This window comes from Kitasatospora sp. CB02891 (assembly GCF_002803145.1).
Taxonomy (GTDB): Bacteria; Actinomycetota; Actinomycetes; order Streptomycetales; family Streptomycetaceae; genus Kitasatospora; species Kitasatospora griseola.
The window spans coordinates 39,878-66,410 of record NZ_NNBO01000014.1 but is presented as its reverse complement, the minus strand read 5'-3'; the positions used below and the strand labels follow the sequence as shown (position 1 = coordinate 66,410).

The 26,533-nt window shown below is 72.3% G+C and carries 25 protein-coding genes; 10 read left to right on the top strand and 15 right to left on the bottom strand.

The window, feature by feature from the left end; genetic code table 11:
* Window positions 1-35 precede the first annotated feature (35 nt).
* Entirely contained in the window at window positions 36-983 is a 948-nt protein-coding gene (locus tag CG736_RS27040; RefSeq protein WP_100588787.1) for a diacylglycerol kinase family protein, read from the top strand.
* A 33-nt stretch (window positions 984-1,016) separates the two neighbouring features.
* Window positions 1,017-2,120: a ferritin-like domain-containing protein gene (locus CG736_RS27035; RefSeq protein ID WP_100588786.1), complete on the top strand. Its 1,104-nt coding sequence runs from the start codon at window positions 1,017-1,019 to the stop codon at window positions 2,118-2,120.
* 129 nt (window positions 2,121-2,249) lie between these two features.
* Here the strand turns inward: CG736_RS27035 and CG736_RS27030 are convergent, their stop codons facing one another.
* From CG736_RS27030 to CG736_RS27015, 4 genes are all read right to left on the bottom strand, one after another.
* Window positions 2,250-3,329 carry a zinc-binding dehydrogenase gene (locus CG736_RS27030; protein ID WP_100588785.1) on the bottom strand — a complete coding sequence of 360 codons (1,080 nt, stop codon included), beginning with the start codon at window positions 3,327-3,329 and terminating at the stop codon, window positions 2,250-2,252.
* 68 nt (window positions 3,330-3,397) lie between these two features.
* Entirely contained in the window at window positions 3,398-4,819 is a 1,422-nt protein-coding gene (locus CG736_RS27025) for an aldehyde dehydrogenase family protein (RefSeq protein WP_100588784.1), read from the bottom strand.
* Between the two features lie 81 nt (window positions 4,820-4,900).
* Entirely contained in the window at window positions 4,901-6,037 is a 1,137-nt protein-coding gene (locus CG736_RS27020; protein ID WP_100588783.1) for an alpha/beta fold hydrolase, read from the bottom strand.
* On the bottom strand, window positions 6,034-7,089 hold the full coding sequence (locus CG736_RS27015; protein WP_100588782.1) for a hypothetical protein: 1,056 nt from the start codon (window positions 7,087-7,089) through the stop codon (window positions 6,034-6,036). The genes CG736_RS27020 and CG736_RS27015 overlap by 4 nt, the downstream gene beginning before the upstream one ends.
* Before the next feature lie 290 nt (window positions 7,090-7,379).
* On the opposite strand from CG736_RS27015, the gene CG736_RS27010 reads away from it, so the two are divergent.
* A complete protein-coding gene (locus CG736_RS27010) occupies window positions 7,380-8,219 on the top strand; it encodes an alpha/beta fold hydrolase (RefSeq protein WP_100588781.1) in 840 nt (279 codons plus the stop codon).
* Window positions 8,220-8,359: 140 nt separating this feature from the next.
* On the opposite strand, the gene CG736_RS27005 is transcribed toward CG736_RS27010, so the two are convergent.
* Both CG736_RS27005 and mca read right to left on the bottom strand, forming a co-directional pair.
* Window positions 8,360-8,551: a hypothetical protein gene (locus CG736_RS27005; protein ID WP_043915807.1), complete on the bottom strand. Its 192-nt coding sequence runs from the start codon at window positions 8,549-8,551 to the stop codon at window positions 8,360-8,362.
* 55 nt (window positions 8,552-8,606) lie between these two features.
* On the bottom strand, window positions 8,607-9,476 hold the full coding sequence (gene mca / locus CG736_RS27000; RefSeq protein ID WP_043915806.1) for a mycothiol conjugate amidase Mca: 870 nt from the start codon (window positions 9,474-9,476) through the stop codon (window positions 8,607-8,609).
* 159 nt (window positions 9,477-9,635) lie between these two features.
* On the opposite strand from mca, the gene CG736_RS26995 reads away from it, so the two are divergent.
* Together CG736_RS26995 and greA are read left to right on the top strand one after the other, a co-directional pair.
* Complete coding sequence (locus CG736_RS26995) at window positions 9,636-10,058, top strand: DUF4307 domain-containing protein (protein ID WP_100588780.1); 423 nt, start codon at window positions 9,636-9,638, stop codon at window positions 10,056-10,058.
* A gap of 237 nt (window positions 10,059-10,295) precedes the next feature.
* Complete coding sequence (gene greA / locus CG736_RS26990; protein ID WP_100588779.1) at window positions 10,296-10,793, top strand: transcription elongation factor GreA; 498 nt, start codon at window positions 10,296-10,298, stop codon at window positions 10,791-10,793.
* A 76-nt stretch (window positions 10,794-10,869) separates the two neighbouring features.
* Here the strand turns inward: greA and CG736_RS26985 are convergent, their stop codons facing one another.
* The 3 genes from CG736_RS26985 to ilvA all read right to left on the bottom strand — a co-directional run bounded on the left by CG736_RS26985 (window position 10,870) and on the right by ilvA (window position 14,180).
* Window positions 10,870-11,661: an ABC transporter permease gene (locus tag CG736_RS26985; protein ID WP_232734217.1), complete on the bottom strand. Its 792-nt coding sequence runs from the start codon at window positions 11,659-11,661 to the stop codon at window positions 10,870-10,872.
* Window positions 11,662-11,731: 70 nt separating this feature from the next.
* Window positions 11,732-12,742 carry an ATP-binding cassette domain-containing protein gene (locus tag CG736_RS26980; RefSeq protein WP_100588777.1) on the bottom strand — a complete coding sequence of 337 codons (1,011 nt, stop codon included), beginning with the start codon at window positions 12,740-12,742 and terminating at the stop codon, window positions 11,732-11,734.
* A 226-nt stretch (window positions 12,743-12,968) separates the two neighbouring features.
* Window positions 12,969-14,180 carry a threonine ammonia-lyase gene (gene ilvA, locus CG736_RS26975; RefSeq protein WP_100588776.1) on the bottom strand — a complete coding sequence of 404 codons (1,212 nt, stop codon included), beginning with the start codon at window positions 14,178-14,180 and terminating at the stop codon, window positions 12,969-12,971.
* Between the two features lie 91 nt (window positions 14,181-14,271).
* On the opposite strand from ilvA, the gene CG736_RS26970 reads away from it, so the two are divergent.
* Window positions 14,272-14,718 (top strand): MarR family winged helix-turn-helix transcriptional regulator, encoded by a 447-nt coding sequence (locus CG736_RS26970; RefSeq protein WP_100588775.1) that lies wholly within the window; start codon window positions 14,272-14,274, stop codon window positions 14,716-14,718.
* A gap of 91 nt (window positions 14,719-14,809) precedes the next feature.
* Here CG736_RS26970 and CG736_RS26965 read toward each other — a convergent pair whose 3' ends face one another.
* Window positions 14,810-15,964, bottom strand: a complete 1,155-nt coding sequence (locus tag CG736_RS26965; protein WP_043915800.1) for a cystathionine gamma-synthase — start codon at window positions 15,962-15,964, stop codon at window positions 14,810-14,812.
* A gap of 165 nt (window positions 15,965-16,129) precedes the next feature.
* Here CG736_RS26965 and CG736_RS26960 point away from each other — a divergent pair, with 165 nt between their 5' ends.
* The 3 genes from CG736_RS26960 to CG736_RS26950 all read left to right on the top strand — a co-directional run bounded on the left by CG736_RS26960 (window position 16,130) and on the right by CG736_RS26950 (window position 19,408).
* On the top strand, window positions 16,130-17,779 hold the full coding sequence (locus tag CG736_RS26960; protein WP_157815752.1) for a M48 family metalloprotease: 1,650 nt from the start codon (window positions 16,130-16,132) through the stop codon (window positions 17,777-17,779).
* A gap of 31 nt (window positions 17,780-17,810) precedes the next feature.
* Window positions 17,811-18,926, top strand: a complete 1,116-nt coding sequence (locus CG736_RS26955) for a hypothetical protein (protein WP_100588773.1) — start codon at window positions 17,811-17,813, stop codon at window positions 18,924-18,926.
* 116 nt (window positions 18,927-19,042) lie between these two features.
* Entirely contained in the window at window positions 19,043-19,408 is a 366-nt protein-coding gene (locus tag CG736_RS26950; RefSeq protein ID WP_100588772.1) for a cupin domain-containing protein, read from the top strand.
* 54 nt (window positions 19,409-19,462) lie between these two features.
* Here CG736_RS26950 and CG736_RS26945 read toward each other — a convergent pair whose 3' ends face one another.
* From CG736_RS26945 to CG736_RS26925, 5 genes are all read right to left on the bottom strand, one after another.
* Window positions 19,463-19,954, bottom strand: coding sequence for a DUF1203 domain-containing protein (locus CG736_RS26945; protein WP_232734203.1), 492 nt, complete (start codon window positions 19,952-19,954; stop codon window positions 19,463-19,465).
* A gap of 125 nt (window positions 19,955-20,079) precedes the next feature.
* The gene (locus tag CG736_RS26940; protein WP_100588770.1) at window positions 20,080-21,450 is read right to left on the bottom strand and encodes a hypothetical protein; all 1,371 of its coding nucleotides are present in this window, start codon (window positions 21,448-21,450) and stop codon (window positions 20,080-20,082) included.
* 82 nt (window positions 21,451-21,532) lie between these two features.
* A complete protein-coding gene (locus tag CG736_RS26935) occupies window positions 21,533-22,801 on the bottom strand; it encodes an Ig-like domain-containing protein (RefSeq protein WP_100588769.1) in 1,269 nt (422 codons plus the stop codon).
* 140 nt (window positions 22,802-22,941) lie between these two features.
* The gene (locus tag CG736_RS26930) at window positions 22,942-23,268 is read right to left on the bottom strand and encodes a hypothetical protein (protein ID WP_043915795.1); all 327 of its coding nucleotides are present in this window, start codon (window positions 23,266-23,268) and stop codon (window positions 22,942-22,944) included.
* Window positions 23,269-23,683: 415 nt separating this feature from the next.
* Window positions 23,684-25,084, bottom strand: a complete 1,401-nt coding sequence (locus tag CG736_RS26925; protein WP_100588768.1) for a cystathionine beta-synthase — start codon at window positions 25,082-25,084, stop codon at window positions 23,684-23,686.
* Window positions 25,085-25,412: 328 nt separating this feature from the next.
* Between CG736_RS26925 and CG736_RS26920 the strand changes: the two genes are divergently transcribed.
* Window positions 25,413-26,513 (top strand): SGNH/GDSL hydrolase family protein, encoded by a 1,101-nt coding sequence (locus tag CG736_RS26920; RefSeq protein WP_100588767.1) that lies wholly within the window; start codon window positions 25,413-25,415, stop codon window positions 26,511-26,513.
* Window positions 26,514-26,533: the final 20 nt, after the last annotated feature.

The following is a 26,533-nucleotide window of genomic DNA, read 5'->3' as shown; positions in this document are numbered from 1 at the left end:
CCTCCGACCCGCCGTCGCGGGAGAAGAGAGAACCGATGATGGTCGCAGGCCCTTGGGCCCGCCGTGGCGTGCTCATCGCGAACCCCGTCGCGGGCCGGAAGGACCCGGCGCTCATCGACGCGGTGATCCGTCACTGCTCCCCGCTCGTCGCGGAGTTGAGCGTCGTGCTGACCTCCGGCAGCGGCGCCGCCCAGGCGGCCGCCCGGGACTGCGTCGGCGACGCCGACCTGGTGGTGGTCGTCGGAGGCGACGGCACGACCCGCGAAGTCGCCTCCGGGCTCGCGCGCGCGGCCGGCGAGGACCCGGCGGCCGACCTCCCGGCGATGGTCAACGTGCCTGCCGGGACCGGGAATTCGTTCTACCGCGAGATCTGGTCCGACCGCCCGTGGCAGGAGGTGCTCAGCAGTTCGCTGAGCGGCGCCGGCCCGCGGCTGCGCAGGGTCGACATGGCCCGGATCCGCGAGACGGACACCCTGGCCCTGCTGGGCGCCTGCTCCGGGCTGGTCGCCGAGGCGCTGATCACCGCGGCCCGGCTCCCGGAGCTGGCCGGCCGGGACCGCTACCGCGAGGCGGTGGCCCTGACCCTGCGCACCTTCGAGGCGTACCCGGGCCGGGTCCTGGTCGACGGGACGGTCGTCCACGACGGCGCCGCGGTCCTGGCGAACGTCGGCGGGGGCCGCTACCGCGGCGGCCAGTTCAAGGTCCTGCCGCACTCGGTCCTGGACGACGGCCTGCTGGACGTCTGCGTCGTCGGCGGCGACCTCGACCCGCGCGAGCTGCCGGGCCTGACCGCCCGGGGCGACCACGTCGGCCGCCCCGAGGTGGTCTACGCCCGCGGTCGCCGCATCGTCATCGAGCGCACGGACGGCTCCCCCCTGACGTTCGAGCACGACGGCGAGCTGGTCCGCACGTCGGCATCCCGGTACACGATCGAGGTGCTGCCCAATGTTCTCCCGGTGCTCGCACCGTCAGGGACGGTGTGAACCCGGGCTCGGCGAGAAGGCGGAGAACTGTCCATGAATCACTCTGACGAACTCAACGAACGTGCGAAGTCCACGAGTTGGACCTTTCCGATGGCCGGCGACAACCACTTCAGCTGGGACTACGACTCCGGACGCGAACGACTGCTGAATCTCTATCAGAAGGGCAAGGACAAGCAGTGGGACAGCGCCACCCGCATCGACTGGTCGATCGAGGTCGATCCGTGCGACGCGCTGGGAACGCCTGAGAAGACGCTCGCGCTCTACGGCTCCCGCCAGTACGAGAAGCTGAACGCGGCGGAGCGCCGGGAGATGCGGCAGCACATGGCCGCCTGGGAGTTCAGCCAGTTCCTGCACGGCGAGCAGGGGGCGATGATCTGCTCCGCCCGCATCGTGCAGTCCGTCCCGGACATCGACTCCAAGTACTACGCGGCGACCCAGGTCATGGACGAGGCCCGGCACGCCGAGATCTTCTCCCGCTTCCTCGGCGAGAAGATCGGGCTCACCTACCCGATCAACCCGCACCTGAAGTCCCTGCTGGAGGACGCCCTCAACGACTCCCGTTGGGACATGCCCTACCTGGGGATGCAGGTGCTGATCGAGGGACTCGCCCTGGCCGCGTTCGGGATCCTGCGCGACCGCACCGACAAGCCGCTCCCCAAGCAGATCCTGGCGTACGTGATGCAGGACGAGGCCCGGCACGTCGCCTTCGGCCGGCTCGCCCTGCGCGACTACTACGCCCAGCTGTCCTCCCGCGAGATCGCCGAGCGCGAGGAGTTCGTCGTCGAGGGCTGCTACCTGATGCGGGACCGCTTCCGCATGCAGGAGGTCTGGGAGAACCTCGGCTTCGACATGAAGGAGTGCATGGAGTACATGAACCGCGGGCCCCGCATGCGGGCCTTCCGTTCGCTGCTCTTCGCCCGGATCGTCCCCTGCGTGAAGGACATCGGCCTGTGGGGGCCGGCCGTGCAGAACGCCTACGCCGACATGGGCGTCCTGGAGATGGGCAACAGCGACCTGCTCAAGCTGATGTCCGAGGACGAGGCGCAGGCCGACGAACTGGACCGGGAGCGGGCGGAGTTGCAGGCCCGCGTCAACGAGATCGACGAGGCCGTGGCACTCGGCGCGGCCGCCGAGTAGCGCCGGGCGGATCCGACGACGACGGGCGGTGGGACGGCGGGGACGCCGTCCCACCGCCCGTTCCGCGTCCGCGGTGCAGGCAGGGAGAAGGCCGGCGGGGGTCGCCCGCCGGCCGTGGTCGTTCCCGGTTCAGAGCAGGACGAGCGAGCGCCCGCCTTGGTGCGCCGCCAGGCGGTCGAAGGCGCCGGCGACCCCGTCCAGCGGGATCCGGTCGCTCACCAGTGCACCGATGTCCATCCGCCCGGCCCGCACGTGGTCCAGCAGCACCGGCACGTCGCGCTCCGCCGTGGCGTTCCCGTGCAGGCACCCGACCAGCCGTCGCGCCGAGTGGAACAGTTCCAGCGCGGTGAAGGAGACCCGGTCGTCGCGGCCGCCGGCGCCGACCACCGTCACGGTGCCGCCCCGCCGCGTGCAGTCCCACGCCTGACGGACCGTCGCCGCGCCGCCGACGCACTCGATGGCGTGGTCGCAGCCGCGTCCGTCCGTCAACTCCCGTATCTCCTCCAGCAGATCGGGCGACGCGGGGAGGAAGTGGGTGGCGCCGCTCTGCCGGGCGGCCTTCTCCTTGTCCGCCGAGGCGTCGACCGCGACGATCGTTCCGGCGCCGACCAGCCGCAGGGTCTGCAGGGCGATCCGCCCGACCCCGCCGACGCCGAACACCACGGCCGACTGGCCGGGCCGCACCCGGGCGCAGTTGACGACCGCGCCGAACCCGGTCAGGGCCGCGCAGCCGAGCAGCGCGGCGACCTCGGGCGGCACGTCGGAGGGCACCTTGACGACCCCCGATTCGGGCAGCACGGTCTCCTCGGCGAAGGCCGCGACGCCCAGGCCCGGGTAGACCGGGGTCCCGTCGGCGAGCCGGCCGTACGGCTTGCGCGAGACCAGGTCGGAGTACGAGCAGAGGTAGGGCTCCCCGTTCCGGCAGAAGGCGCACGCCCGGCACGGCGCCCGCCAGTTCAGCACCACGTGGTCGCCCGCCCGGACGTGCTCCACGCCGGAGCCGACCTCCGTCACCACGCCGGCGCCTTCGTGGCCGAGCACCGCGGGCGTCTTGTGCGGGAGCGTTCCGCGGTGGAGCGACAGGTCGGAGTGGCACACCCCGGCCGCGACCAGCCGGACCCGCACCTGCCCCGCTTCCGGGCCGGCCAGGTGCACGTCCTCGACCGAGAGTCCGCCGCCGGCCCCGGTGGTCACCACTGCCCGTGTCATCTACCCACTGATCCTCTCGTCGCCTGCGCGCGTCGCGGTGACGCGCGTCGGGGCCGCCACGGCCGCGCCTACAGCTGCAGGGCCTTGTGGACGGTGAACTCCTCGATCCCGGCCCGGCCGAGCTCCCGCCCGTGACCCGACTGCCGGACGCCGCCGAACGGCGCCAGCGGGTTGAACCGGCCGCCGTTGACGTCCACCTGCCCGGTGCGCATCCGCCGGGCGAAGGCCACCGCCCGCTCCTCGTCCCGCGACCACACGGCGCCCGACAGGCCGTAGGGCGTCCCGTTGGCGATCGCGGCCGCCTCGTCCTCGTCGCGGTAGCGCAGCACGGACAGCACCGGCCCGAAGATCTCCTCCTGCGCGATCGACATGCCCGGCTCGACGCCGGCGAAGACCGTCGGCGTGACGTAGTGCCCCACCGGCAGGTCGTCCGGGCGCTCCGGGCCGCCCGCCACCAGCTCGGCGCCCTCGGCCAGTCCGGCCCGGATGAAGCCGCGGACCCGCTCCAGCTGGGCGGCCGACGCCAGCGGCCCCAGCCGGGAGTCCGGCGAGCGCGGATCGGCCGGCCGGTAGGCCGCGGCCGCCTGCACGGCGAGCTCGACCGCCTCGTCGTAGCGGTCGGCGGAGACCAGCATCCGGGTCCAGGCGTTGCAGGACTGGCCCGTGTTGAGCATGACGCTGGAGACGCCGGCCGCCACGGCCCGCTCCAGATCGGCGTCGGGGAGGATCACGTTGGCCGACTTCCCGCCCAGTTCGAGCGAGGTGCGCTTCACCGTCCCGGCCGCGAGCGCGCCGATGCGCCGGCCGACCTGCGTCGAGCCCGTGAAGGAGATCATGTCGACGTCCGCGTGGCATACCAGGGCCTCGCCGGCGAGCGGCCCGGTCCCCGTCACCAGATTGAACACGCCCGGCGGGAAGCCCGCGTCGTGGACGGCCCGGGCGAGGGCGAGGGCGGTCAGCGGCGTGAGCTCGGAAGGCTTGAGCACCACGGTGCAGCCGACGGCGAGCGCCGCGGCGACCTTCGCCACCACCTGGTGCAGCGGGTAGTTCCACGGGGTGATCGCCCCGACCACGCCGACCGGCTCGCGCAGCACCAGCGAGCTGCCGACCCGCTCGCTCAGGACCAGGTCGGGAAGCACGCCGAGGTAGGAGTCGAGCACCGCCAGCGGCAGTCCGACGTGCACCTTGCGCGCGATGCGCACCGGTGCCCCCAGCTCGGCGGTGACCGTTCCCGCCAGGTCGTCGGCGCGCTCGCCCAGCGTCTCGCGCAGCCGTTGGAGACACTTCGCCCGCACGGCCGGGTCGCTCCCGGCCCAGGACGGGAACGCCCGTACGGCGGCCGCCACCGCGGCGTCCACGTCCGCCTCGCCGCCCGCCGCCACGGCTCCGATGCACTCGCCGGTCGCCGGGTTCTCCACCTCGATCGGCGGCGTGCCCAGGACGGCCGGCCGCCAGCCGCCCTCCACGTACAAACGGTCAGTCTCGTGCACGGGAAACCTCCGGGACCCCGGGTCGGATCGCCCCACCCTCGCGCAGTCCGCTGAAACGGCGCTGACACCCCGGTCGCAGCCTCAGGCGGTGGCGGCGCCCCGCACGCGCCCGACCTCCTCGGCGAGCAGGACGTCCTGGAGGAGTTCGAAGTGGTCGACCCGGCGCAGCCGGAAGGTGTCCCGGATGCCGCGCTGGCGGGCGAGGGCGTTGAGGTCGTTGAAGTTCCGCTCGTAGTGGGTCGAGAAGACCACCTTCACCCCGAGCCGGTGCCCGCGCAGCAGTTCGATCCGCTCCATGAACAGGTCGTACCGGCCGTCCGGCTCCCAGTAGTCCCACACGTCCATCGCGTGCCGCTGGATCTGCGCCAGGTTCTTGGCGCTCACCTTGTGCAGGTACTCGCTCAGGTTCTGGAACTCCACCAGCGTCTCCGGGATCCGGGCGATCCGCTTCAGCTCCTCCAGCGGCGAGCCCGGGTCCAGTTGGGAGAGCCCGCGGGAGACCATCATCGTCGAGTGGTTGATGTTCGGATCGAGCAGCAGCACGCCCGACACCGCCGGCTTGCGCGAGGGGTGGTCGCGCCAGAGCTCGCCGAGCCTCAGCAGCATGTCGGCGCCCAGCGAGAACCCCACCAACGTCAGCCGCTTGTCGGGGAATTGGCGGTGCAGGTTGTTGATCGCGCCGTTCACCAGCTCCGCGTGGGTGGTGAGGCCGATCGGGCGGTAGCGGTCGTCCCTGGTCTCCCGCGCGTTGAACCCGAACAGGGTGATCCCCGCCGTGTGCTCCTCGGCGACGTGCATGTACGGCCGGAAGTCGTCGGCGTCCAGCCCGAGCCCGTGCAGCAGGACCACCAGGTGCGGGGACGAGGTCACCCGCTCCAGGTAGTGCAGCTCCCGGCCGATCACCGCCTGGTCGCTCGGCAGGTCGCTCTCGAAGTCGTCGGCCTCGATGTCGAACGAGCGCTCCACGATCCGGCGCGTCGCGTACCGCCGGTGGTCCATCAGCCCCCGGGCCTGCCAGGACAGCGCACCGGCGCCGAGCGCCGTCGCCACCGCGAGCCCCCAGCCCGACGCGTGCTGGAAGAGCCAGGCGATCGAGCCGCGGACCTGGTCGCTGTAGATCCCGATCGCCACGCTCGCCACCGCGCCGAACACCCCGAGCGGCTTCGACCAGCGCGCCGCCGCGCCGGCTCTCAGCGCGCTCCGCACACCGGTGCTCATGAACCCCCGCCCGTTCCGGGCCCGATGATGGCGGCGAGGTCGGCGCCCGCCGTCACCCGCCCGATGAAGTGCGCGTCCTCGGCGTCCGCCAGGTGCAGCGGACGAGGGTCCCCGGCGAGGTAGCCCGTCACCCGGCTGCCCTGCCGGACCAGGTCGTGGCTCGGCTCCATGCTCAGGAACAGCCCCGGGGCGGCCAACTGCCCGACGAGCTCGGCGATCAGCCGCTCGCGGACCTCCCGCTCGTACTGGTACAGCACGAAGTTGCAGGTGATCACGTTGAAGCGGTGGGTGCGCAGGAAGCCGGCCAGCTGCGCCCGGTCGAGGACGTCCAGGGCCGACAGCCGGACCTGGCCCGCCGTCGCGGCGGCGCGCTCCAGCGACCAGACCAGTTCGGACCAGCGGTCCTCGTAGTAGGCCGACGGGCCGTGGCAGGAGCCGACCCAGTCCGTCGTCGGCAGCGGCGCGGCGTCGATGCCGTGCCGGACGGCGAGCGGGATGTCGAGGTACGGCGGGCGTTCCGGTAGCCACGTCAGGTCCGCGGCGAACCGGTCGAACACCTCGCGGTTGTTCAACTGGCGGGGCAGCGCGCCCAGGCCCGTGCCGACGTCGAGGAGCCGGACCTCGTCGACGCCGAAGTGCCGCGCGAAGCCGCCGATCAGCAGCTGCGGCACCAGGAAGCGGCGCGCCCCGGTGAACGAGTTGGAGTGCGAGGTGAGCAGGTCCACCGCCTCGGTCTCGTGGCGGTCGAGCGCCGCGCCGAGCGAGCGCGAGCGCTCCGCGGGGAGGGCCCCGGGCTCGAACACGGACGCCACGTCCGGGTGCGTCGACGCGAGCTGCCGGACGGCGATGCCCAGCAGGGTGATCAGGTGGGAGTCGCTCATGCTGGGCCGCTTGTGCCGGACCGCGGCCAGGATCCGGTCCAGGGCCGGGTCGCTCGACGCCGTCAGGTCCAGCAGGGCCCGGTGGAAGGCGTTCCACCCGTGATGGCCCTGCTGGTGCCCCTGCATCGCCGCCAGCGTGCGGCTGAACGAGGCATGTCGATCACCGGTCACAACTTCCCCCTCCTGGCTTCACGGATCGCATTTCCCCAGGTGCATTGACGATGCGGCCGGTAAATCGATCAAGGAATCCCCCGCGCCCCCGCAAGTCCATCCTTAGATTCCAACCGCCGTCGCGACTCAAACGTCAGAACGAAACCTCCGGGCGCCCGATCTCGCACAGACCTGCCGGAACCCGCTGAAACCACCGGCATTCTGTGATACCCCTGATTCCACCGAATGCGCCGACCGACGCCGAACGGCCGGCGGTCGATCATCGAACGCTCACGAGAAGGTCCGCCCTGATGTCCTCAGCGCAATCCCTCGCACAGGTCCGTCCGCGCACGGCCGGGCCGCTCTCCTGCCTCGAACACCGGGCCGACTCCTCGTCGATCGTCGTATTCCTGCACGGCCTCGGCCTGGACGCCCACGACTTCGTCGACTATCTCGCGCACCACGAGGCACAGCACGGCATCGCCGTCACTCTGCACGGCTTCGACCCCGGACCGCAGCAGGCCTTCCCGCCCGTCGCACTGTCCACCCACATCGCGATGACGGCCGACGCGCTCACCGCCGTCGCGGCCGAGAATCCCGGCAAACGCATCGTCCTGGTCGGATTCTCGCTCGGCGCCGATCTCGTTCTTCAGCTCGCCGAATTCTGGGCGCAGCACCGTTCCCGCGCGGTGCCGATCGAATCCGCCGTCCTGCTCGATCCGAATGTCAATCAATCGACCATGATGATTTCCCGCCTGTTCGCGGCGGCGGACCCGGCCGATCCGAATCCGACATTCGAGCGACTGCGGGAAACGGCCCAGGATCCGGACGCCGAACGCGCCCTCGCCGAATACCTGTCGAAAATCGGCTCGAAGGATTTCGCCCAACTCCAGCAGCTCTCCCGGGACGTCCTGGCGTACTGGCCGACCAGCGGATACCGCCGACTGGGCGAACGCCTGGCCACCGTCGCCGATTTCGCCGCGACCACCCGGGTGTTCCTGTCCGCCCCCTACGCGGAACACCTGCCCGGCATGACGGCCGCCGTCCCGTCCCCCGCCGCCACGACCGTTTCCTTCGAACTGACCGCACTCGACCACTTCGGCCTGATCAGCAACGAATCCCTCTCCGCGTTCCTCTCCCACGCCCTCTGACCCGACCGAACGCTCCGAAGCCGCACATGCCCGACCGGGCGAGCGGCAGCCACCGCGAGGGGCCGGTGTTCACCGGGGCGGTGCGGGTCGCGGCGCCGTTCGCCGTGGATGTGGACCTCGGTACGGGATGAGCCCGGAGGTCACTCGTCCTTGGGGTCGGGCTGCTCGGTGAAGTCGATCTTCTTGAAGCGGGCGTTCATGGACTTCAGGAGGAACCAGGTGGCGATGCCGAGGACGGCGAAGACGACGAAGCCGAGGAGGCCGGGGGTGACCTTGGTTTCGTCGAGGGCGAGGTCGGCGGCGAGCTGGGTGACGTTCACGGGGGTGCTCATTCGTCCATGGTGACCCGGCCCTACGCGGGCCGGGTCACCGGGGGGTGGTACGGGATTACTTCCGGAGGCCGGCGAACAGGTCGGTCTCCGGGAGGTCGGTGTCGACCAGCGACTTCGCGAGTTCGTAGTCCTCGGTGGGCCAGACGTCGCGCTGGATGTCGATCGGGACGCGGAACCACGGGCCGTCGGGGTCGATCTGGGTGGCGTGGGCGATCAGCGCCTTGTCGCGGATCTCGAAGTACTCGCCGCACTCGACCCGGGTGGTGATCTCCCGCTCGGCGCGACCGGACTTCTCCCAGCCCTCGATCCACTCGCCGTAGGGCGAGTCGTGGCCGTTGTCGGTGAGGTAGGCGTGCAGGGCGCGGATGCGGCCCATCGGGAAGCCGTGGTTGTAGTAGAGCTTGAGCGGCTGCCAGGGCTCGCCGGCCTCGGGGTAGGCCTCCGGGTCGGCGGCGGCCTCGAAGGCCGCCATGGTGATCTTGTGGGTCATGATGTGGTCGGGGTGCGGGTAGCCGCCGTTCTCGTCGTACGTGGTGATCACGTGCGGGCGGAACTCGCGGATCAGCTTGACCAGAGTGCCCGCGGCCACGTCCACGTCCTCGAGGGCGAAGCAGCCCTCGGGCAGCGGGGGCAGCGGGTCGCCCTCCGGCAGGCCGGAGTCGACGTAGCCGAGCCAGGCCTGCTGGACGCCGAGGATCTCCCGGGCGGCGTCCATCTCCTTGCGGCGCACTTCGTGGATGTTCTCCTCGACCCACGGGTCGCCCTGCAGCTTGGGGTTGAGGATCGACCCCCGCTCGCCCCCGGTGCAGGTGGCGACCAGGACCTCCACCCCCTGGGCCACGTACATCGCCATGGTGGCGGCGCCCTTGCTGGACTCGTCGTCCGGGTGCGCATGCACCGCCATCAACCGCAACTGCTCGCTCAACGCCTGGGTCCCTTCCAGGTACAGGTATGTCCGCTTCCGTCGGGCCGGCTCCCCCGCCGCCTGTGGCGCGGACGTGCCCCTCCTATAGTGACGGACTGGAGGGCGCGTCCATTCCCGCGGACGGCCGAACGCCCCTCCGCGAAAGGACCGAGCCGCACCATGGACCAGAGCCCTACGCCCCAGCCGCCCCTGGCGCCCCCCGCGGGCCGCTACAGCCGGGCCGACGACCGGACCACCGACCGTCGGCTGCGGATCGCCGGCGCGGTGTTCGGCGTGCTGCTGGTGGGCCTGATCGCCTGGCTCGGCGGCTCGTACCTGCTGCGCGAGACGAAGCTGAACGGTACGGTGCCGACCTTCCAGACGGTGTCCGACAGCGAGGTGCAGCTGCAGCTGTCGGTGCGCAAGAGCGACGGCACCTCCGGGGTGTGCACGGTCCGCTCGCAGGGCGCGGACGGCGCGGTGGTCGGCCAGTCGGACTTCCAGGTCCCGGCCCAGGGCACCACCTACGACAAGGTCGTGACCCTGCGGACCACGTCCCGCGGTTCCACCGCCGAGCTGCTCGGCTGCACCCCCGACAAGTAGGGACACCCGCCGAGGGCCTTTGCTCCGCTCACCCTTTCGAGCGCATAGTCGAAGGAGCGGCACGCCCTCGGCGCCCGCGGCCCCTCCCGCCCGTGCGGAGAACTTGTTAGGCTCGTGATTTCGCCCCTTCCCTGCCGAACGGCACGGAAGCGGGCGTTGCTTTGCATCTGCCCAGAAAATCGACCACTGCTGCCGAACCACCCTCGCAGCAGCGCCAGCACCGACGAGGAGCACCCTGTGACCCAGACCAACGATGACGTGACCTGGCTCACTCAGGACCACTACAACAAGCTCAAGGCCGAGCTTGACCACCTGACCGGGCCCTGGCGCATCGAGATCGCCCAGAAGATCGAGGCCGCGCGCGAGGAGGGCGACCTCAAGGAGAACGCCGGCTACCACGCGGCCAAGGACGAGCAGGGCAAGACCGAGGCGCGGATCCGCCAGCTGTCGCAGCTGCTGGAGCGGGCGAAGGTCGGCGAGGCCCCGGCCGACTCCGGCGTGGTGGCCCCCGGCATGCTGGTGAAGGTGGCCTTCGACGGCGACCTGGACGACACCATGGAGTTCCTGCTGGCCTCCCGCGAGGTCACCGACGGCGACATCGACGTGTACTCGCCGCAGTCGCCGCTGGGCCGCGCCATCACCGGCAAGTCGGTCGGCGAGGACGCCGTCTACGAGCTGCCGAACGGCAAGAAGGCCGGCGTGAAGATCGTCGACGCCAAGCCGTTCTCCGGCTGAGCCTCGCGCCCGACGACGGACGGCCGCTCCCCCGGGTGGGGGGAGCGGCCGTCCGGTCGTTTCCGGCCCCGGCGGGTCAGCCCGCGGCGCGGCGGTACTTGCGCACCGACAGCCAGGAGAACAGCACCGTGATGATCAGCGACCAGCCGATCGACACCAGCACGGCGTGCTGCATCGGCCAGACGTCGGGGGCGGGGCCGAGCTGGTTGCCGAACAGGCTGCGGCAGGCCTGCACGGTGGCGGAGAACGGGTTCCAGTAGGCGATCGGCTGCAGCCAGCCCGGCATCGAGCTGACCGGCACGAAGGCGTTGGAGATGAAGGTCAGCGGGAACAGCCAGATCAGGCCGGCCGAGGTGGCGGCCTCGGGGCTGCGCACCGACAGGCCGATCAGCGCGCCGATCCAGGAGAACGCGTAGCCGAGCAGCAGCAGCAGGCCGAACGCGGCGAGCGCCTTCAGGAAGCCGTCGTGGATCCGCCAGCCGACCAGCAGCGCGACCAGGGCGAGCACCACCACGGTGATCGCGGTCTGCACCAGGTCGGCGAGGGTGCGGCCGGTGAGCACCGCGGCGCGGGACATCGGCAGCGAGCGGAACCGGTCGACCAGGCCCTTGGTCATGTCCTCCGCGATGCCGGCCGAGGCGCCGGCCACCGCGAAGGTGACGGTCTGCGCGAAGATGCCGGCCATCAGGTACTCGATGTACACCTCGTGGCTGGGCGTGGCGCCGGGGATGCCGATCGCGCCGCCCATCACGTACGAGAACAGCAGCACGAACATCACCGGCTGCATGAGGCCGAACACCACGATCTCGGGAATCCGGGTCATCCGGCGCAGATTGCGCTTGGCGACCACCCAGGAGTCGTGCAGCATCGCGGGCACGCCGCGCCGGGGGGTGACGGGGACCGGGCCGATCGCCGCGTCGGGCAGTGCGGTGGTCATCTCAGGCGTCCTTCCCGTGGCCGCGGCGGCCCTTCTTCGCCGGGTGCTCGCCCTCGTCGGCGGTGTTCCCGTCCTCGGTGGCGTGGCCGGTGAGGGAGAGGAAGACGTCGTCGAGGGTGGGGCGGCGCAGGCCGATGTCGTCGATCTCGATGGAGCGGGCGTCCAGTTCGCGGATGGCGTCGGCGAGGACCTTGGCGCCGCCGCTGACCGGGACGGTGATCCGGCGGGTGTTCTTCTCGACGGCCGGGTCGCCCTTGGCGAACGGGGTGAGCGCGGCGATCGCCTCGGGGACCAGGTCGGGGCGGTGCACGACGACCTCGATGCGCTCGCCGCCGATCTGGGCCTTCAGCTCGTCGGCGGTGCCGCGGGCGATCACCTTGCCGTGGTCGACCACCGCGATGTCGTGGGCGAGGCGGTCGGCCTCCTCCAGGTACTGGGTGGTGAGCAGCAGCGTGGTGCCCTGCTCGACCAGGGTCTCGATGACCTCCCACAGGGCGAGCCGGTTGCGCGGGTCGAGGCCGGTGGTGGGTTCGTCGAGGAACATCACCGGCGGGCGGACCACCAGGGCGGCGGCCAGGTCGAGGCGGCGGCGCATGCCGCCGGAGTAGGTCTTGGCGGTGCGGTCCATCGCGTCGGAGAGGTTGAACCATTCGAGCAGTTCCAGCGCCCGCTTCTTCGCGTCGCGGGCGCTCATCTGGTAGAGCTCGCCGACCATCTGGAGGTTCTCGCGGCCGGTGAGGTACTCGTCCACGGCGGCGTACTGGCCGGACAGGCCGATCAGGCTGCGCACCCGGTTGGGGTGCTTGAGGACGTCGACGCCGGCCACGGTGGCCCGGCCGGAGTCGGGTTGGAGCAGGGTGGTCAGAACACGCACCGCGGTGGTCTTGCCGGCGCCGTTGGGGCCGAGCAGTCCGAGCACGGTGCCTTCGGGGACGTCCAGGCTCACGCCGTCGAGGGCGCGTACGTCACCGAAGGTCTTGACCAGGTTCTCGGCTTCGATGGCTGCCGCCATGGTCCTGCCTCATCTCCCTGGAGTCGGGGGGCGAAATCGGTGGACGAGTGCGTTTTGGGCGCAGATCACCCACTCTGTTACCCGAGCCCGCAGACGGCAAGCTCGCGATACATCGCAAGATGCTGCCACTCGCGATATATCGCGTCAACCCGATCGGGTGAGCCGGATCCCGGCGCCGCGGCGCGGCCCGGCGCCGCGGTTCAGTACCGCGGTTCAGTACCGCGGTTCAGTGCGAGACCACGAAGCCGTCCTCGCGCAGCTCCCCGATCACCGCCGCGCAGTGCTCCGGGCCCTTGGTCTCCAGGTGCAGGTCCACCTCGACCTCGGTCAGGCCCAGTTGCGGGTCGATCCGCACGTGCGCGACGTCCAGCACGTTGGCGTCGACCCGGGTCAGCACGCCCAGCAGGTCCGCCAGCGCGCCGGGCTTGTCGGCCAGCCGCACCCGCAGCGACAGGTAGCGGCCGGCCGCGGCCAGGCCGTGCCGCAGCACCCGCTGCATCAGCTGCGGGTCGATGTTGCCGCCGGACAGCACCCCCACCACCGGGCCCTCGAACCGGCCCGGCTCGGCCAGCAGCGCGGCGATCGGCGCCGCCCCGGCGGGCTCGACCACCAGCTTGAGCCGCTCCAGCCCGACCAGCAGGGCCCGGGACAGCTCGTCCTCGGAGACCGTCCGCACCCCGTCCGCCAGCGAGTCGACCACCTCGAACGGGATGTCGCCCGGACGGCCGACCATGATCCCGTCGGCCATGGTGGAGAACCGCTCCAGCGAGACCGGGCGGCCCGCGGCCAGCGACGGCGGGTACGCCGCCGCGGCGGCCGCCTGCACGCCGATCACCCGGACGTCCGGACGCAGCGCCTTGATCGCGATCGCCACGCCGGCCAGCAGCCCGCCGCCGCCGGTGCCGACCAGCACGGTGCGCACCTCGGGGCACTGCTCCAGGATCTCCAGGCCGACGGTGGCCTGACCGGTGATCACGTCCCAGTGGTCGAACGGGTGGATGAAGACCGCGCCGGTCGCGTCGGCGTACTCGCGGGCCGCCCGCAGCGCCTGGTCGACGTTGGCGCCGTGCAGCCGCACCTCGGCGCCGTACTCGCGGGTGGCGGCGACCTTCGGCAGCGGCGCGGCGAGCGGCATGAAGACGGTGGAGCGCACGCCGAGCAGCGCGGCGGCCAGCGCCACGCCCTGGGCGTGGTTGCCGGCGCTGGCGGCGACCACCCCGGCGGCCCGCTCCACCGGCAGCAGGCCGGCGATCCGCAGGTAGGCGCCGCGCAGCTTGAACGAGCCGGTGCGCTGGAGGTTCTCGCACTTCAGGTGGACGGGGGTGCCGGCCACCCCGGACAGGTACCGGCTGCTCTGCATGGGGGTGACCCGGGCCACCCCGGCGAGCATCTTCTGTGCGCCCCGGACGTCGTCCAGCGTGATCGGCCAGTTCTGCATGAAGATCAGCCTAGGTCCGGACGGTTCCGGTGCAGGCCCGGCGCGCGTACGCTGCTGGGCACGAGTCGCCCGCACCATCACGTGAGCCGCGATGAGCCCTTCCCTGCCCGACGTGCCCGACGCCCCCGATCCCGACCCCGATTGCCGACTCCCCTACCAGGTCGCGGTGTTCGCCCGGCGGCTCAGCGCCGTCGGGGAGCTCGACCGGGCCGCGTTCCTGCTGCTGGACCAGCTCGCCGCCGGCGGGCCGGCCAATGTGAAGACGCTGGCGGCCGCACTGGGCGTGGACTCCTCCACGGTGACCCGGCAGGCCGCGCCGCTGCTGCGCGAACGGCTGCTGGCCCGGGTGCCGTACCCGGCGGACCGGCGGGCGGTGCGGCTCGCGCTGACCCCGCTCGGGGCCGGCCGCCTGGCGCAGGTGCGCGAGCGGCGGCGGCGGCTGATCGCCGAGTTGACGGCGGGTTGGACGCCGGACGAGCGCACGCTGTTCTGCGCGCTGCTGGCGCGGTTCAACGACGGCCTGCGCGACCGGCGTTGAGCCCGGCCCGCCGCACCGCGCAGAACGGCGTCGAGCCCCGGGCGGTTCAACGGCGATCCGCACGGCCGCCGTTGAACCGCCCCGGAACGGGTCAGCCGAGCGCCTGCTCCAGGTCGGCGAGCAGGTCGGCGGCGGACTCGATGCCGACCGAGATGCGCACCAGGTCGGCGGGCACCTCCAGCGGGGAGCCGGCCGCGGAGGCGTGGGTCATCCGGCCGGGGTGCTCGATCAGCGACTCGACGCCGCCGAGCGACTCACCGAGGGTGAACAGCTGGGCGCGGTTGCACACGTCGACGGCGGCCTGCTCGCCGCCGGCCACGCGGAACGACACCATGCCGCCGAACGCCTTCATCTGCTTGGCGGCGACGTCGTGCCCGGGGTGGGTGGGCAGGCCCGGGTACAGCACCTGCGTCACCTTCGGGTGGGCGGACAGCAGTTCGGCGATCCGGGCGGCGTTGTCGGAGTGCCGGTCCATCCGGACGCCGAGGGTCTTGATGCCGCGCAGCACCAGCCAGGCGTCGAAGGGCCCGGCGACGGCGCCCATCGCGTTCTGGTGGTAGCCGACCTCCTCGGCGAGGCCGGCGTCCGCGACCACCAGGGCACCGCCGACCACGTCGGAGTGGCCGCCCATGTACTTGGTGGTGGAGTGCACGACGACGTCCGCGCCGAACGACAGCGGCTGCTGCAGGTAGGAGCTGGCGAAGGTGTTGTCGACGATCAGCCGGGCCCCGGCGGCGTGCGCGATCTCGGCGACCGCGGCCAGGTCGGTGATGCCGAGCAGCGGGTTGGACGGGGTCTCCACCCACACCGCGCGGGTGTTGGGGCGGATCGCCTCGCGGACCTTCTCCGGGTGGTGGGTGTCGGCGACGGAGAAGTCGACGCCCCAGCGGGTCAGCACCTTGGCGAACAGCCGGAAGGTGCCGCCGTAGGCGTCGTTGGGGATGACGATGTGGTCGCCGGGCTTGAGGAGGGTGCGCAGCAGGGTGTCCTCGGCGGCCAGGCCGGAGGCGAACGCGAAGCCGCGGGAGCCGCCCTCGATCGCGGCCAGGCACTCCTCCAGGGCGGTGCGGGTGGGGTTCGCGGAGCGGCTGTACTCGTAGCCCTCGCGCAGTCCGCCGACGCCGTCCTGCTTGTAGGTGGACACCTGGTAGATCGGCGTCACGACTGCCCCGGTCCGGGGGTCCGCTTCCTGGCCCGCGTGGATGGCGAGGGTCTCGAAGCCGTGGGAAAGCTGATGCTCGGTCATGCCATTGAGCCTAGTGCGGCGGACGGATCACGGGCAGCGGTTGGGCGGGTGCGTCGTGGCAGCACGCCAGGTTGCCGTTCCGTCACCTCAATCGCCTCGCAAAAGGCCAGGTCGTACCGCTACGATCTGCCAGCCGCACACATGATCGACACTTGGGGGCGCGGAATGTCCACCGAGCGCACCGGCATGCGCACATCCACCCGGGCCCTGCTGGCGGTCACGCTGCTCGCCGGGTTCTACCTGCTCGCGGCGGCCATCGTGGTCGGCCTGATCTGGCTGAACGTCGAACTGGTCGTCAACTCCGACCGCTTCCACTCGGCCATGGTCAAGCTCTGGCTGCTCAGCGCCGCCATCGCCTACCCGGTGCTGCGGGTGGTGTTCCTGACCCGCCGCAAGCGCGACGACAGCCACGACGGCCTGCCGCTGACCCGCGAGGAGCAGCCCGAGCTGTGGGCCCGGGTCGACCGGATCGCCGAGGCCACCGGCGTCCGCGGCCCGGCCGAGATCCGCCTGGTGCCGCAGGTCAACGCCGGCGTGTACGAGGAGACCAAGCTGCTCGGCCTGATCCCCGGCCGCCGCCACCTGGTCATCGGCGCCCCGCTGCTGATCGGCCTGACCGAGGCCGAGCTGGACTCGGTGCTCGCCCACGAGTTCGGCCACTACGCCAACAACGACGTCCGCCTGTCGGGTGTCACGGTGGCCGGCCGCACCGCCATCGGCCACACCATCGCCACCCTGCACCGCCGCGCCGACCAGCACGTGGCCGACCGGGCCGCCGAGATCGCCGACGACAACGCCTACCGGAAGGCCCGCGGCCGCAAGGCCAGCGACGAGGACGCCGGCAACGGCGGCATCGAGCGCTACCTCGCCAAGTTCTTCACCCTGTACGCCAAGCTGTACTTCCGGGTCTCCGAGTCGATCAGCCGCAGCCAGGAGTACGCCGCCGACCGGCACGCCGCCCGGATCGCCGGCCGCGACGCCACCGCCTCCGCGCTGCGCCGCCTCCCCGCGCTGGACGCCGCACAGAGCTTCTACCTGGACAGCTACGCCACCATGGGCGTGGGCGCCGGCCTGCTCCCGCTGCCCGGCCAGTTCTTCGGCGGCCTGGGCCGCCTGCTGGCCGACCCGGAGCGCCGCGAGGAGCTCGCCGAAATGGGCCTGGACCTGCCCGACGAGCAGCCCGACCCGTACGACTCGCACCCGCCGATCCGCCAGCGGGTCGCCGTGATCGAGGCCCTGCCGGACAGCCCGGGCCTGCCCGGACTCGGCGAGGACCGGCCCGCGCTGGGGCTGCTGCGCGACCCGCAGCAGCGGCTGGCCGAGCTGGAGACGCTGGCGCTGCCGCCGGAGGTCGCGCAGATGCGCCGCCTCGACTGGCCGGACCTGGTCCACGAGGCGATGCTCACCCACGCCCGCGAGAACGCCCAGCCCGTCCTGCGCGCCCTCACCGACAGCGGCCTGCACGGCACCGTCGAGGCGATGCTGGACGCACTGGACGCCGGGCGCTCGGAGGAGATCGCCAGGCGGCTGCCGCAGAGCGAGGAGGCCGCGCAGGCCACCGGCCGGGCCGCCCGCGAGTTCCACCGCCCGCTGCTGCGGAAGGCCCTGCAGTCGCTGACGGTGCTCGCCCTGGCCTCGCAGCAGCTGGCCCGCTGGGAGCTGTCCTGGGGCCACCCGGCCGCCCTGGCGCTGTCCGACGACGCCGCCGAGCGGCTGCCCGCCGCACTGGACGCCGCGGTCGCCGACGCCCCGGACACCGCCCCGCTGCGCACCCTGCTCGCCGAGCTCGCCGCCCCGGCCGGCGTGCAGTCCTGACGTCCCGCCACTCCTGGAGCTGAACCACCCGATGGCCCGTCTGATCGTCATCGTCCCGCTGGTCCTGCTGGTCGGCTTCAAGCTGGCCACCTGGCTGATGGAACGCCGCACCGCCAAGCTGAAGACCGCCACCGAGGAGGCGAAGGCCACCATCGCCCGGGTCGAGGAGGCCACCCGACCGACCATCTACCCGTCCGAGCACGGCCTGGTCGGCCGGGCCGAACTGGTCGCCGACCCGGGCCTGACCGGCCCGGACGTGGACGCGGCGCTGGCCGCCCTCAAGGACGGCGACCGGCAGCCGGCCGTCGCGCTGCTGGCCGCCGCCGCGGGCGACCACGACCGGCGCTGGGGCCTGATCGGCCGGTTCGCCGAGCCTGCCGCCGAGGACGACGCCTGGCTGCTGGCCTGGCGCGCCGAGCAGCCGGACAACGCCGACGCGGCGCTGCTCACCCTGGACGCGCTGATCGACGTGGCCTGGAAGGTGCGCACCAGCAACAGCGCCGGCCAGGTCACCGCGGAGCGCTGGGCCGCCTTCGCCCGGGTGCTGTCCGAGGCCGAGACGGCCGCCGCCGACGCCGTCCGGCTGGCCGACCCCGCCGACCCGCTGCCGTTCGTCGCGCAGATCCCGCTGGCGATGGGGCAGAGCTGGGACAACGAGCGCTTCCTGGCGCTCTGGCAGGAGATCGCCTCCCGCGACCCGCACAACTTCTCGGCGCACGCCAACGCCCTGCAGTACTGGTGCGCCAAGTGGAAGGGCAGCCACGAGAAGATGCACGCCTTCGTGGACGCCGCGATCGCGGCCGCCCCGAAGGGCAGCCTGCTGTCCGCGTACAAGCTGCAGGCGTACTACGAGCAGTTCCAGCGGGACCGGTCGCCGCGCGACGCGTACGCCGCCCCCGAGGTGCAGGCCGCCGCGGACGCGGTGGTCGCCGCGCTGGAGGAGGCGGACCCCGACGACCGCCACCGCAGCTTCGCGCACGGCTGGCTGGTCTGGGTGCTGGCCCGGGCCGGCCGCCCCGCCGACGCGATGGCGCACCTGCGGGCGCTCGGCCCGATCGTCCCCATTCCGTGGTCGTACTGGGGCAGCCCGGTCGACCGGTTCGTCGAGGAGCGCGTCGAGATCGTGCTGGCGGCCACTGCGGAGTGACCGCCGTGCCTGGCGCGGACGGCGCCGGGTCACCAGGATGGGAAGCGTCAGCCGCGCCCCCGCCGCCGAGCCCGGCGACGGGGGCGCGGGGCGTTGTCGGCCGGAGGTGAGCCGTAATGGCCGGAATGATGCGGATGAGTCTGGACTCCCCCGAGGAGGTCCGCCCGTTCGAAGGCGGCAAGGGCCAGGTGGCGCTGGTGAACCTGAAGGCCGGCGGGGTCGGCCGGGGCGTGTTCGAGCCCGGCTGGCGCTGGTCGGAGCACGTGAAGCCGATCGCCGGCACGGACAGCTGCCAGGCCTCGCACGCCGGGTACGTGATCTCGGGCCGGATGCGGATCGAGATGGACGACGGCCAGGCCGAGGAATTCGGCGCCGGCGATGTGATGATCTGCCCGCCCGGCCACGACGCCTGGGTGCTCGGCGACGTGGCCTGCGTGGTCGTCGACTGGCAGGGCTTCACGGACTACGCGAAGCGGCAGTGACGATCCGGATCGGTGAAGATCCCGAGCGGTGACGATCCCGAGCGGTGAACGCCCTCAGCCCGCCCGCCGCACCTCGTGCATGAAGCAGCCGAACCCGACGGCCCGCACGTGCACCACGGCGGTCTCCGGGTCGTCCAGCAACTCGGCGGCCAGCTCAGGCAGTTCGGCCGGCTCGCCGACCCGGCCGGCCAGGATCCGGCCGTCCGCGGAGTAGGCCCGCACCACCCGCTGCCCGCCGTGGAAGGCGTCCGGCCAGCCGCCGGCGAAGCCCTCGCACGGGTCGGCGTGCACGTACACCGGCCCGGTCTCCAGGTACGGGCCCGGGTCGCAGCCGGTCTCCTCGGCCCAGCGGCGCAGCGGCGCGTAGGACAGCAGGGTGATCCGCTCGCCGGCGCGGGCCCGGGTGAGGCAGCAGCGCAGCGGCGCACCGGCGTCCTCGGTGACGGTGACGGGGTGGCAGCGCCCGCTGTCGTCGAGCCGGCGCAGTTCGGCGAGCGTCCCGGCGGGGATGGCCCGCACGTCGAAGGCGGTGTCGGTGGTGTTCATGCGTCCCAGCCTGCGCCCGCCGCCCGCCGCGTTCCGGCGGATTCCGGACATCGCGTTGGACGGCCCACGGCCCGCCGCAGCCGGGGCTGCGACGGGCCGCGGGGCGGGGCCGGGCCGACGGGGCGTCAGCCCTTGACGACGGCCGCGAAGTCCTTGATCTCCTGGAAGGACAGGCCGGCCGCGTTCAGGTTCGCGGCCTTCTCGCGGTCGACGCCGGCGGCGGCCAGCTCGGCGTACTGCGCCTCGGTCAGCGGGGCGACCGGGCCGTCGGCCCCCGCGGCCGAGGTGCCGTCGGCGGTGGCCATCTTCATGGCGATCTCCTGGAGCTTGCCCAGGTCGAGCTCGGCGGCGCCGGCGGGCGCGGAGACGGTCGGGGCGTCGACGGCGAAGCCGAGCCGCAGCGGGAAGTGCGCCGCCGGGTCGGGCTTGTCGGCGAGCTGCATCAGGTCGAAGGTGACGGCCTGCGCCTTGCCGCTCTTGATCAGCACGTCCACGGCGAGCTTGCGGTCCGGCACCTTGGAGAGGCCGTCGGACGGGACCGGCGGGAACGCGGAGATGCCGGAGCCACCGGTGGCGCCGGTGGCCAGCTTCTCGAAGGCCTTCACCAGACCCTCGACCAGCGGACGGGCGGGCGCCGAGACCTGGATGACGTCGGCGTCACCGGACTTGCCCTTCTCCTCCACGGAGATGTTCTTCGACACCACGTCCTTGACCGACTTGCCGAAGCGCTCCAGCTCCGCCGGGTCGAAGCTCGGCACCGCGCCGAGCGCCGGGCCGTTGCCGGTGTCGGCGGACTTCTTCTGCTGCTCGCCGAGCTCCTTGGCCTTCTTCAGGTCCATCGAGACCCACTTGCCGTCGACGGCGTCCTTGAACGCCCCGGCCTCGGCGGGCAGCGAGCCGGCGAACTCGTCGACCCCCTTGGTGTCCTCGCCCATGAGCTGGGCGATGCCGCGGGCGTCGACCTTCAGGTACATCCTGTCGCCGACCAGCCGGATGTCGGCGAAGGTCTTGCCGGACTTCTTGGTGCCCAGCGAGTAGGCGAGCGCCACGCCCTTGAGGTCGTAGTCGTTCACCGCGCCGAGGGCGTTGCCGGACTTGAACGCCTCGGTGTCCTTGAGCGGCTTGTCGGCGCTCATCGACACGTTCAGCGTCAGGTCGGAGAGGACGTCGGCGTCCTTCTGCTCGATCGGGTCGTCGACGGCCTTGCCGAACGCGACGATCTGGTCGGCCGTGGCGTCGACGGACAGCTGGAAGCCGACCGACTTGGCGTCGCCGAGCTTCTCGAACGCCCCGGAGAGCTTCTCGCCGGCGGTCAGCTGCTTGACGGTGCCGCAGGCGGTGACGCCGGCGGCGAGGAGAACGGCGCCGGCGGTGACGGCTATACCGGCGCGGACGGAGCGGCGAAGGGCAGTGTTGATGGCTGAACTCCTGTGCCTGAAAGCGGACGCGGGCCCGATCGGCCCTGCCGCGGGGGCAAGCTCAACACATCGACGCATCCCCCCGCATGCGAATTTTTTACCATCCGTTTAGGACATTCACCGGGCCGCCCCCGCTCCCGCGCTCCGCCTCCACGGCGCGTCAGATCGCGCTGCCGGCCTTCCAGTCCGCCCAGGACATGTTCCATCCGTTCAGGCCGTTGGACGGATTCACCGTGCGGTCACCGGAGTTGACCACCTCGACCACGTCGCCGACCATCGAGCTCGCGAAGAACCGGGCCGCGCTGGTGTTCGGGTTGCTGCCGCCCTGCACGTCCTGCAGCGCGATGCAGCCGTGGCTGGTGTTGGAGTTGCCGAACTGCGAGGCCGCCGACCAGTAGTTGCCGTGGATGAAGGTGCCGGAGGTGGTGAGCCGCTGGGCGTGCGGCACGTCCGGGATGTCGTACTCGCTGCCGAGGCCCACGGTGGCGGAGTTCATCCGGGTCTGCTGGTAGCGCTCGGAGATCACCATCCTGCCGCCCCAGGTGCGGTGGTCCGGCGACCCGCCGATCACGGGGTAGGTGGCGCTGACCTTGCCGTCGGTGGTGACGGTGAGGGTGTCGGCCTTCAGGTCGGCGACCGAGACCTGACTACGGCCGACGGTGAAGGTGACGTTCTTGGACTGGGTGCCGTAGACGCCCTTGGCGCCGGCCACGTCCTTCAGCCGCAGCTTCAGGGTGACGGTGGTGCCCTTGGCCCAGTACTGCGCCGGGCGGAAGTCCAGCCGGGTGGAGTCGAACCAGTGGCCGACGATCTCCACCGGCGGGTCGGCGACCACGGTGATCGCCTGCTGGACGGCCGCGCGGTCGGTGATCGGCTTGTTGAAGTTGATCGACACCGGCATGCCGACGCCGACCGTGGAGCCGTCCTCGGGGGTGAAGTAGCCGACGAAGGTGTTGGCCGGGGAGGCGGTGGAGAAGCTCGCGTTGGCGTCCGCCGGACGCTTCTCCTTGTCCTCGGCGGCGGCCGCGACGGTGTACTGGGTGCCGCTGGCGAGCGGCGCGGTGGACGTCCAGCTCGCGCCGTCGGCGGCCGGCTGTCCGGCTATCTGCTTGCCCGTGCTGTCCGTGACGGTGACCGAGGTGAGCGTGCCGTCGGCGACGGTGACGGTGACCGGCTCGGCGAAGGGTGCGGCGGTCGCGCCGTCGGCGGGGGTGATGGTGATCACCGCGACGGACGCCTTCGGGCTGACCGACGGGCTCTCGCCGCCGGCCGCCGGGGCGGTGCCGCCGGAGGCGGGCTTGCCGCCTCCGCCGCTCTGGCAGGCGGCCAGCAGCAGCACCGGGGCGCCGAGCAGTCCGGAGAGCACGCCGCGGCGGCTCCAGTTGCCGCCGAGCGGCCGCTCCTGCTTGTCCGCTGCGGTCACGTCCACGCTCCTCGGTGCCGAGATCACTCAAGATCACTCAAAAATGTGCAGATCATACGAGAGTACTCAACAGCCTGACAGAACGGACAAAGAAGGCCCGGTCCGGAAACTCCCGGACCGGGCCTGGGCGCGAGTCGCGCCGGGGCTCACTGCACCTCGTACTCGTCCCAGCCCTCGTCGTCCGGGTCGTAGTCGGTGGTGGCGGACTCCCAGGTGGCGGAGGCGAGCTCCACCCCGGGGACCTCGCCGAGCAGCGCCACCGGGTCGACGAAGTGGGCGAGCGAACCGGTCGGGTCCACCTCGATCGCCTCGACGGCCTGGGCGCGCTCCTCGTCGTCCAGGTACTCGTCGTCGGCGACCTGGGTCAGGGCGGCGACCTTCAGGGCCTGCTCGTCGGTGATCTCGGCGATCAGCTCGATGGTGAGGCGAACGTAGCGCGGTGCGTCCTGCTCGGGCAGGTCAGTGCTGGTCATGACTGCGAGCGTAGGGGGTCGCACGGCCATCGGGAAACGGCGGCCCGGCCCCCGCACGCGGCGAGGGCCGGCCCGGGCGTCGCCCGGACCGGCCCTGCCGCCTCCGCGTGCACTCCCCCACCCGGGAGTGCGCGGAAGCCGCGCCTCGCGACGCGTGAGCTGCCACGGGTGCCGTCGACACCCTGGGCCTGCCAGGGGCGGGACGACGGCGGCCCCCGCGGACCGGAGCCGGCGGTCGGATCAGGCCGACCGTCGGATCCCCGGTGACCGCGAAGGTCGGAGAGCCGCTCCCGCCCCCGCCGTCACCGTGTTCGGCTTCTCTTGCCGTGCCCACCACAATGCCGGAGCCGTGTTAACCCGATGCTGCGTGCTTGTGACGTCCACGTACCGGCGGGCGGGCACGGTCGACGCAACGTCAGTGGCCGGCCCGGGCGGTCAGGAAGGCCAGCAGGTCCTGGCGGGTGACGATGCCCTGCGGCTTGCCCTCCACCAGCACCACCACCGCGTCGGCCTTCTCCAGCACCGACATCAGGTTGGTCACCGACTCGCCGGAGCCGACCACCGGCAGCGGCTTGGACATCACGTTGTCCAGCGTGTCGGTCAGCTCGATCCGCCCGTTGAACAGGCCGTCCAGCAGCTCGCGCTCGACCACCGAGCCGACCACCTCGCCGGCCATGATGTCCGGGTGGCCGGCGCCCGGGGAGACCACCGGCATCTGCGAGACGCCGAAGTCGCGCAGCACCCGCACCGCCTCGGCGACCGTCTCGCCCGGGTGCATGTGCACGAACTGCGGGATGCCCTCGTGCTCCACCGCGTCCTTGCGGGCCAGCACCTCGCCGATGTGCGCCTCGTCGGCGGCGGTCGGCAGGAAGCCGTAGTCGGCCATCCAGTCGTCGTTGAAGATCTTCGACAGGTAGCCGCGGCCGCCGTCCGGCAGCAGCACCACCACGACGTCGTCCGGCCCCAGCTCGCGGGCCACCTCCAGCGCGGCCACCACGGCCATGCCGCAGGAACCGCCGACCAGCAGGCCCTCCTCCTTCGCCAGGCGGCGGGTCATCTGGAACGAGTCCTTGTCGGAGACCGCGACGATCCGGTCCGCGACCTCGCGGTCGTAGGCGGTCGGCCAGAAGTCCTCGCCGACGCCCTCCACCAGGTACGGACGGCCGGTGCCGCCCGAGTACACCGAACCCTCCGGGTCCGCGCCGACCACCTGGACCTTCCCGCCGGACGCCTCCTTCAGGTACCGGCCGGTGCCCGAGATGGTGCCGCCGGTGCCGACGCCCGCCACGAAGTGGGTGATCCGGCCGTCCGTCTGCTCCCACAGCTCCGGGCCGGTGGAGTGGAAGTGCGACGCCGGGTTCTCCGGGTTCGAGTACTGGTCCGGCTTCCAGGCGTTCGGGGTCTCACGGACCAGCCGGTCCGAGACGTTGTAGTACGAGTCCGGGTGCTCCGGGGCGACCGCCGTCGGGCAGACCACGACCTCGGCGCCGTACGCCCGCAGCGTGTTGATCTTGTCCGTGGACACCTTGTCCGGGCACACGAAGATGCACTTGTAGCCCTTCTGCTGAGCCACGATCGCCAGGCCCACACCGGTGTTGCCGCTGGTGGGCTCGACGATGGTGCCACCCGGCTTGAGCGCGCCCGAGGCCTCCGCCGCCTCGATCATCCGCATCGCGATCCGGTCCTTCACCGAACCGCCGGGGTTGAAGTACTCGACCTTCGCCAGCACGGTGGCGCTGATGCCCTCGGTGACCTTGTTGAGCTTCACCAACGGGGTGTCGCCGACCAGCTCGATGATCGAATTGTGGTACCGCACGGGGGTCCTCCCGGTCCATGGCAGCCCTGATTGCCGAAACCCCCAGCCTAGGGCCCCCTTCCCACCCACCGGGCCCATCCGTCCCATGTCTCCCACCCCACCCGAACAAACCGCTCCCGGCCGGGGTCGGCACTCCGTCTCCGCCGAACAACAGCGCTCCGAGGGGGCACTCCGCCGCACGGTCTTCGGAAAGCCGGCCGGCGCCGCCCGCGGCGGGCCTGCCGCTCCGGGGCGCAGCGGCTCCGGGCGGGTGGTTGGCGGAGGCGGGCGGTAGCGGATCGGGGTGAGCGGGTACGAGTGTGGGTGGAAGAGGAGAGGGGGTGGCCGAATGGCCGGCTCGCAGGCGTCGAGGGCGCGGGTGGCGCGGCGGATCGCCACCGCCGCAGCGTACGGCGGGGGTGGGCTGGGGCTGCTCGGGGTCGGGGTGGCGGGGGTGCTGCTGACCGAGAGCCGGATGGCGATCCGGGCGATCGGGAACCTGGGCGGCGATCCGCCGCGCGCGGACGGGCTGCACGGGGAGGCGTTCGCCGATCCGACGGACGGCCGGTCGCCGTTGGTGATGGCGTTCCTGGGCGATTCGACGGCCGCGGGCCTGGGCGTGCAGCGGGCGCAGGAGACGCCGGGCGCGCTGCTCGCGTCGGGGCTGGCGTCCGTCGCCGAGCGCCCGGTGCGGCTGTTGAACGTGGCGAAGTCCGGCGCCCGCTCGGGCGATCTCGCGGGGCAGCTGGAGCGGGCCCTGCCGCACTCCCCGGACATCGCGGTGCTGATGATCGGCGCCAATGACGTGACCAGGCACGCCCCGGCCGCCCGCAGTGTGCGGGAGCTGGGCGAGGCGGTGGGCCGGCTGGTCTCGGCGGGCTGCGAGGTGGTGGTCGGCACCTGCCCGGACCTGGGGACGATCAAGCCGGTGCGGCCGCCGCTGCGCTGGGTGGCGCGGCGGCTGAGCCGGCAGCTCGCGGCGGCGCAGACCATCGCGGTGGTGGAGGCCGGCGGGCGGACGGTCTCGTTGGGTTCGCTGCTGGGCCCGGAGTTCGCGACGCGTCCGGAGCTGTTCGCCGCGGACCGCTACCACCCGTCCGCGCAGGGCTACGCGACGGCGTCGATGGCGTTGCTGCCGTCGGTGTGCGCGGCGCTCGACCTGTGGCCGCAGGACACGCCGTCCGCGGTGGGCGGGCCGGTGGAGCCGCAGGCGGTGCTGCCGGTGGCGGTGGCGGCCGCGGCGGCGGCGGGGCGTTCGGGCACCGAGGTGACGGCGGCGGGCCCGGCGAACGGGACGTGGCGGTGGGCGACGCTCAAGCAGCGGTTCCGGCTGGCGCTGCCCGGCGGCGAGCCGGAGCCGGAGGCGGTCGCGGAAGGCGGCCGGCCGCGGGCGATCGCGTCGGCCAATTCACATCCGGAGGCGGATGACGCCGGAGCTACCAAGCGGTAACTTTCCCGGGAGATCCACCG